This is a genomic window from Neisseria sp. P0001.S005 (assembly GCF_051963715.1).
Genome location: NZ_JBQCTZ010000173.1, coordinates 1 through 7,230, shown reverse-complemented (window position 1 = coordinate 7,230; position 7,230 = coordinate 1). Strand labels below are relative to the sequence as shown.

5 protein-coding genes are annotated in these 7,230 nt (G+C 47.0%); 2 read left to right on the top strand and 3 right to left on the bottom strand.

What is annotated here, in order from left to right; genetic code table 11:
* Both ACTHSP_RS15830 and ACTHSP_RS15825 read right to left on the bottom strand, forming a co-directional pair.
* A partial coding sequence (locus ACTHSP_RS15830) for a tetratricopeptide repeat protein (RefSeq protein ID WP_440346416.1) occupies nucleotides 1-692 on the bottom strand: 692 nt, incomplete at its 3' end.
* A 25-nt stretch (nucleotides 693-717) separates the two neighbouring features.
* Nucleotides 718-1,041 (bottom strand): LapA family protein, encoded by a 324-nt coding sequence (locus ACTHSP_RS15825; RefSeq protein WP_128581487.1) that lies wholly within the window; start codon nucleotides 1,039-1,041, stop codon nucleotides 718-720.
* 218 nt (nucleotides 1,042-1,259) lie between these two features.
* Between ACTHSP_RS15825 and ilvE the strand changes: the two genes are divergently transcribed.
* Nucleotides 1,260-2,258 (top strand): branched-chain-amino-acid transaminase, encoded by a 999-nt coding sequence (gene ilvE / locus ACTHSP_RS15820; RefSeq protein ID WP_440346415.1) that lies wholly within the window; start codon nucleotides 1,260-1,262, stop codon nucleotides 2,256-2,258.
* Between the two features lie 1,088 nt (nucleotides 2,259-3,346).
* On the top strand, nucleotides 3,347-5,587 hold the full coding sequence (locus tag ACTHSP_RS15815) for a right-handed parallel beta-helix repeat-containing protein (protein WP_440346417.1): 2,241 nt from the start codon (nucleotides 3,347-3,349) through the stop codon (nucleotides 5,585-5,587).
* Between the two features lie 92 nt (nucleotides 5,588-5,679).
* On the opposite strand, the gene metE is transcribed toward ACTHSP_RS15815, so the two are convergent.
* Nucleotides 5,680-7,230, bottom strand: a 1,551-nt coding sequence (gene metE, locus ACTHSP_RS15810) for a 5-methyltetrahydropteroyltriglutamate--homocysteine S-methyltransferase (RefSeq protein WP_440346414.1), incomplete at its 5' end; no start/stop codon positions are given.

The following is a 7,230-nucleotide window of genomic DNA, read 5'->3' as shown; positions in this document are numbered from 1 at the left end:
CCCTGACGGTATTCAATGTCGCCGAGAATGATGTTGGCGCGCGTACATTTTTTGTTGGCTTCGAGTGCTTTGCCGATATTGTAGCGGGCAGCATCGAAGTTGGACTTGAACAGCGCGGCTTGGGCGATTTCGCAATAGAACTGGGCGATTTCAAACTGGTAGGTCTGTTCGTCATGGCTCAAGAGCTGCGCCATTTCGATGGCTTTTTCCCAATCACGATCCTGTTGGTAAATGCTCAAAAGGTGTTGGCGGGCTTTGCGTGCCATATCGCCTTCCTGCAAACCGAGGAAGATTTGTTCGGCACGGTCCACCAAGCCTGCACTTTGGTAGTTTTGCGCCAATTCAAAAAGCACGCGTGCGCGTTTTTCGTTGACTGTGTCGGGCGAATCGAGCAGGGCGCGGTGCATATTGATGGCTTTGTCGTTTTCGCCGCGTTGGCGGTAGAGTTTGCCCAAAGTCAGGTTTAAGTCGTATGACTGCGGCTGCTGGTCGATCACTTCCGCCAATTCGCGCGCGGCGCGGCCGCTGTTGCGGTCAACGAGGGCGTCAAGGCTTTTGTAAAACCCTGCCGGTATGCTTTTAGCCTGTTTCAGGACGGTCTTCATATCGACGCGCGCGGCAAACCAGCCCATAGCGAAGAAAACGGGGAGGAGGACGATGGGCAGTAAGATGACCCACAATTCGTTGTCCATGGTATTCCTTTATTGATTGGTGGCGTTACGCTTTGGGAGTGGCTTCGGAAGTCGTTGCCGGTGTTTCGGTTTTGACCGGAGTCAGGTCTTTTTCGGAAAGGTGGGCGTATTTTTTCACTTCGGCACGCAGACGGTTGTTTTCGCTACGCAGGGACAGCAGACGGCCGAAGAGGGCAAACATACCGAACACGATGCCGATAATAAATGCACCGAAAAGCACGACAATCAGCGGCAGATTGATGTTTTGGCCAGGCAGGTAGAAGAAGGATACGGTGTGGGTATTGGTGATGGCCAGCAGGAGGAAAACAAGAAGAATCAGGATTTTGATGATGGTAGAGATGAGTTTCATGGGTTACTCCGGGTTGGCTGCGGTTGGGGCAGGCCGTCTGAAAAATGGTATCAGTTTAAACGATTTGCCGGATTTCGGATAGGACGGCATGTTTCAGACGGCAGGGGGGCGGTGTCTTTATGCTGACGGGTACTTGTCAAACCTATATTGAAAGGCGTATTGTTCAGTCTCTAATTAATTAATTTATTTTGCACATCAGAATAAGAAAGGCAATCATCATGAGCAGACCAGTTCCAGCCGTATTCGGCAGCGTTTTTCACGCTGAAATGCCCGTTATCGCTTATCGTGAAGGTAAATGGCAGCCGGTAGAATGGCAATCTTCCAAAGACCTGACAATCGCTCCCGGCGCGCACGCCTTGCATTACGGCAGCGAATGTTTTGAGGGTTTGAAGGCATTCCGTCAGGCAAACGGCAAAATCGTGATGTTCCGCCCGACCGCCAATATCGCGCGCATGCAGCAAAGTGCGGATATTCTGCACCTGCCGCGCCCTGAAACTGAGGCTTATTTGGATGCTTTGATTGAATTGGTCAAACGTTCTGCCGAAGAAATTCCTGATGCGCCAGCAGCTCTTTACCTGCGTCCGACTTTGATCGGTACCGATCCTGTGATCGGTAAAGCTGGTTCTCCTTCTGAAACTGCTTTGCTGTACATTCTGGCTTCTCCTGTCGGCGACTATTTCAAAGCCGGTTCGCCCGTTAAAATCTTAGTTGAAACCGAACATATCCGCTGCGCCCCACATATGGGTCGTGTGAAATGCGGCGGCAACTACGCTTCCGCCATGCCTTGGGTATTGAAAGCCAAAGCCGAATATGGTGCAAACCAAGTGTTGTTCTGTCCGAATGGCGACGTTCAGGAAACCGGCGCGTCTAACTTTATCCTGATTAACGGCGATGAAATCATTACCAAACCGTTGACCGACGAATTCCTACACGGCGTTACCCGTGATTCCGTACTGACAGTTGCCAAAGATTTGGGCTACACCGTTACCGAACGCAACTTTACCGTTGATGAGCTGAAAGCCGCGATTGATAATGGTGCGGAAGCGATTCTGACTGGTACGGCTGCGGTTATTTCTCCGGTAACTTCTTTCGTGATTGATGGCAAAGAAATCGAAGTGAAGAGCCAAGAGCGCGGTTACGCAATCCGTAAGGCGATTACCGACATTCAATACGGTTTGACAGAAGACAAACACGGCTGGTTGGTCGAAGTTTGTTGAATAGAACGCATTTAATAAAAAAGGCCGTCTGAAATATTTTTTCAGACGGCCTTTTTTTATTGGTTTTTAGATGGTGAAAGCAGTAATAAAATACTAAATTTTGCAAATAAACGGTAGTATTTTAAGATAACCGGTATATAATGCGCAGTCATGTTGTAAAAATACATATTGAAAATATCGAATTTTATTGATTTTTAGAAGAAGTTAAAAACAGTTATAGATATTTATTCTGTATATTTTGTAAATTTAGTTAAATAGGGAATGCTAAAAACATATTGTGTTAGAATTTCCCTCCTTTTGGTTTCGCGGGATTCACTCTGTCAAGCCAAAAAGGAAAACGATGCAAAATAAAACCATTTTTATTTTGCTATAAAAATCAAAAATAACTTAACTTTGGATGAACTAATCAATTAAAAAGGGACTCTGATACATTTCCGTCAAAAATAACCGGACACATGGTACGCGGACAGATCGCCTATATAAAGTCATCCAAAGGTTCTGTCTGACACCATGACTGTTTCCAATCGGAAAACCGGCAGAAGGGGAAACGCTGCCGAGTTTCTTAAAGCAGCCAACTTCAGTTTGGCCTTTATACAGGTAATTGCTGTTACGACAGAATCCGTCTTACCTCTTTAATCAATCGACTTTTTTGTTGCACGCTTGTGCGGTAGGAAAGGCGATATTCGATACAAGGAAATACGCTGATTATGTCACATAAACTTGCTCCTCTTGGCCGTACCCATATTCGTCAAGGCTCCTCAACTCCTGAAACCACTTCCGAATCATCTTCTCCTCTAAAAGAATGGATACACACCCAAAATTGGGGGGGTAGTCCGTCGGTTTTTCCAGAACCCAAGCAATTAAGCGGTAAAAATATGGTAACGAGAGAGGCGGTTCATGTAGCTGAGGCAGCAAGATTAAATAGTACCTCATCATCTTCAGACGGCCTTGTGACAAAAATGCATGTCGCACGGGCCAGCGTTGCTTCTGTAAGCAGCGTTTCCAGTAAAAACACCATTGCGCCTAAAGTAACAAATAAACCTGCCGCTACCGATAAAGCAACGGCAGCCAAACCAGTCAATAAATCGATGGAAAAAGTCCTGGCTGAAAGGCAAAAAATTTACGAAGAGGCTAAAGCAAAAAAAATAGCCGAAGCCGCCGCAGCCAAAGCAAAGGCGGTTGAGCGCGCAAAAGAAGCGCATAAAGTGGCAGTCGAAAAAGCGATTGAAGAGCGTAAAGCCAAACAAGAAGCCGCCCGCAAAGAGAAAGAGGCAGAAGACAGAATTGCCGAAGGAAAAGAAACAGTCGAAATTACCCATAAAAAGAGTTTGAACGATTCAGACGGTCATCATAAAGTTACGAGCGTTTCTTTCGGCAAAAAAACAGCCATGAGTCACGATAGTCACCTCAGCTCAAGCAAAGAAAACAAAATTGACGATCATGCCGAAAGCAGGGCCGGTGTATCTGGAAAATACCGCGTGTATCAATCTAAAGAGTACGGTAATTATGTTCGCGTGAATGATTTTGGTGCTGATGCGCAGGGTAAAAAAGACAGCCTTCAGGCATTTAAAGCGGCTTTAGAGGCGGCTCATAAAGAAAAAGCCATGGTCTTCTTGGATGGTACTTACTATATTTCCAACCAGATTGTGATGGATAAAACCGTTTCCGGCGCGCGTGGTTTGTTTGGTTCGGGGATGGGTAAAACCAAAGTAACGTTTGATAAGGCGCAGACGGGCGTGTTCAATCCGGACACCAACCATGATGATATTCGCCAATTTGCCGGTATTTTAGTCGATGGACAAAACAATAAAACCATTGCCGACTTGTCGGTTCAATATACCAACCCTGATTTTTACCGCAAAGGCTTAAGCTATTTTGGCAAGGTAAACGGCATTTTGGTCAACGATGCGGACAATACTTTAATCAGTAAAGTAGAGGTTTCCGGTGCCAACCGCGCTGGTGTGATGTTTACGTCGACCGCTTCTTTGGGGACGGAAAAAGGTCAAAAGCTGACCTTTAAAGCGCGCGTACAAAGTGGCGAAATCGATGAAAACTATGAAGCGCTGCCTTTGGGTGAAAACAACCGTATTGCCGATTCGTATCTGCACCACAACCGCGTTGCCGGTGCGCTGATTGGTTTCCAACAAAACTTTATCGGCGAGGGCAACCGTTTGGATTGGAACGGCCACGAAGCGGATGGCGGTACCGGCTACGGTATGGCTGTGGCTGCCGGCAGCTACAATTACGGCATCACATACCGTAAAAACACGACCAACCACAACTACCGCAAAGGCTTGGATGTGCATGATGGTACAGGCATTGTCATTGAAGACAATGTGTTAACGGGTGATAGGCTGTATGGCATTGTTGCCTACAACCGCCAGTTTTCTATGGATAAAGTCAAAATTACCGGCAATACCATTATCCAAGATCCGAGCTTCCGTTTGAATGTTGATGATGACTTGGGCAAGTACTACCACATGTATTCAGGGATTCAGGTGCAAACCAACACCCAATACAAAGATTTGCACTCGGCTGATAAAGGCTATTTCGATATCAGCGATAATGTCATTAAAAATCTGACGGTTTATCAAAACAATATTCAGACCTACGCGATTGAGTTCCGTAACCATGAAAGCAAAATGGATTACACGCTCAATATGGCAAACAACAAGATCAGCGGCGAATCTACCAAATATCTGATTGCCGTCATCAATGATACCTACGACCGCGTTTTATCTAAAAACGGCATTGGTAGCGGTACCATTACCATCAGCGGCAATGATGCCGATATCGGCAAGATTATGAAAGGCGCAGTACCGGTTTATGTGGAAGAACACCATGGCAATGTCGCTATGCATGGGGCGGTGACAATTCACAACAACAAAATTTCCGTGCGTGAAAAATCTGACGGCTATGTTGAATTTGCTTATTTGAAAAGCAATGCCAAAGAGTACAACATCACCAATAACACATTGAAACTTGGTGGTGCCCTGAATGATGCTTTGGTAGACGTACACAGTACCAACCCTAAGGGCAAGGCATCTTTAAATGTAGCCAATAATAAAATCATGACGGACATTAAAGGCGAACTGTATGATTCATGGCTACGCTTTGAAAACGACATCAAAACGTATTCTGAAGGCAATAGCCATAATGGCGCAGCACTGAAAAAGGTGAATACGACCGGCAGTAAAGTTGCATTGAGCGATATCTTGTCAGAAGCCAACCATATTGTTGAAACGACTAAAGAGACTGTGTATCACCATACTAAGAACGTGTATACATCAGGAGTGGAAGAACATCATATAACGACAGGGATTTTGTAAACTGTTGAATTCATGATATTTATTTTTTAAATATCGATAAATAAAAAAAGGCCGTCTGAAAATTTTCAGACGGCCTTTTCATCTAACTCACATTATTTAGCCAGCTCGGCACGCAGTTTGTGGGTTACGTTCATCATCACTTGGAGTTGTTCCAGAGTTTCTTTCCAGCCACGTGTTTTCAGGCCGCAGTCTGGGTTTACCCACAGACGTTCAACCGGTACAACCTCGATGGCTTTGCGCAACAGATGCTCAACTTCAGCTTCAGTCGGTACGCGTGGGCTGTGGATGTCGTAAACACCCGGGCCGATGTCGTTCGGGTATTTGAACTCGCTGAATGCAGTCAAGAGCTCCATGTCGGAACGTGAAGTTTCGATGGTGATGACGTCAGCGTCCATAGCGGCGATGGCAGGCAGGATGTCGTTGAACTCAGAGTAGCACATATGAGTGTGGATTTGAGTGCTGTCTTCGCAACCGGTAGAGGACAGGCGGAAAGATTCGCCGGCCCAGTTCAGGTAGGCATCCCAATCGGCACGTTTCAAAGGCAGACCTTCGCGGATGGCAGGTTCGTCAATTTGGATGACTTTGATGCCTGCTTTTTCCAAATCCAATACTTCGTCGTTCAGAGCCAGTGCGATTTGTTTGCACACGGTAGAGCGAGGAATATCGTTGCGGACGAAAGACCATTGCAGAATGGTTACAGGACCGGTCAACATGCCTTTCATCGGGCGTTTGGTCAGGCTTTGTGCGTAAGTAGACCAAGCGACAGTCATGGCTTCAGGACGGCTTACGTCACCGAAGATGATAGGTGGTTTAACACAGCGTGAGCCGTAGCTTTGTACCCAGCCGTATTGGGTGAATGCAAAACCGCTCAACAGTTCGCCGAAGTATTCGACCATGTCGTTACGCTCGGCTTCGCCGTGTACCAGTACGTCCAAGTCCAGTTTTTCTTGCTCTTCAACCACCAAGGCGATTTCTTTTTTCATCGCAGCTTCGTAATCGGCGGCAGACAGTTCGCCTTTTTTGAAGGCTGCACGTGCTTGGCGGATTTCGGTAGTTTGTGGGAAAGAACCGATGTTGGTAGTCGGCAGCAGAGGCAGGTTCAACCATGCTTGTTGCGCTTTGATACGGTCGGCAAATGGAGATTTGCGTTGGTCTGCGTTGGCAGGCAAATCGGCCAGGCGTTTGGCAACGTCTGCGCGGTGGATTTCACTGCTGTTGGCGCGTGAATCGGCAGCAGCTTGGCTGGCGGCGAGTTCTTCGGCAACAGAATCACGACCTTCGTTCAATGCAGCTTTCAGAACGCGCAATTCTTGGGTTTTTTGCAGGGTGAATGCCAACCAAGAGTACAGGTCAGGTTTGTTGGCTTTCAGTTTTTCTTCAACTGACAAGTCAAATGGAGTGTGCAGCAGAGAGCAAGAGCTGGAGATCCATAAACGGTCGCCCAGTTTGGCTTGCAGAGGCTCGACAGTTTCCAACACTTTGTTCAGGTTGGCGCGCCAAATGTTGCGGCCGTCGATAACGCCGGCAGACAGAACTTTGTCGTAGTCGGCAAATGCGTCCAGTTGCTCAGGAGCGCGTACCAAGTCGATGTGCAGGCCGTCAACAGGCAGGGATTTCAGCAAAGCAGCGTGTTCGGCAACAGA